This is a genomic window from Winogradskyella wichelsiae, from assembly GCF_013403925.1.
Classification (GTDB): Bacteria; Bacteroidota; Bacteroidia; order Flavobacteriales; family Flavobacteriaceae; genus Winogradskyella; species Winogradskyella wichelsiae.
In genome coordinates this window covers 1-552 of sequence record NZ_JABFDJ010000054.1, presented here as the reverse complement: position 1 = coordinate 552, position 552 = coordinate 1, and the positions used below count along the sequence as shown (strand labels likewise).

The 552-nt window shown below is 31.3% G+C and carries 1 protein-coding gene; it reads right to left on the bottom strand.

Features of this window, described 5'->3' with window-relative positions; all coding sequences use genetic code 11:
- Positions 1-304: 304 nt before the first annotated feature.
- A partial coding sequence (locus HM985_RS17145) for a hypothetical protein (protein WP_218843440.1) occupies positions 305-552 on the bottom strand: 248 nt, incomplete at its 5' end.

The window sequence follows — 552 nt, the reverse complement described above, 5'->3', positions numbered from 1 at the left end:
ACAACGGTTTTGTGTATGGTTAGTTGCGTGGTTAAGCAACTAAGTTAGTAAACATTTACGAACCCGTGAATATTCCGCAGGAATATTCGCAAGTAGGATAGAACCAAGCAATTAATTATACACGTTGTTGCCATTTCGTTGATTTTTCAGATTTCAAATTATTCGTTCAAATTTCGTTTTCAGATTTTTAGCGTTTGAGTAAATTCAGTCAACGTTTTATTCCGTAATATTTTTCAATTCCGCAATCAGCAAAATTCAGCACGCAGTTCAGTTTTTAGATTCTTTCTCAAGTTTCAATATCAGATTAATCCGAATCGTTTTCTTTGTTTAGAAAATGTTTAACTGCTAATCGATAGATTTGGACTGCAACTAAAATATTAAATGCAATATGTAAAACATCGAGAATAGTTTCTGATTTTATAAAAGAACCAATAATTGGTCTAAATAATAACACAGTAATTATTCCGCCAATTATAAAAGAGAGTACTCCAATAATTATTTTCATAAATATTTTATTTCGTTTTGGGTGCGTCGCGCAATGAATGGCAACGT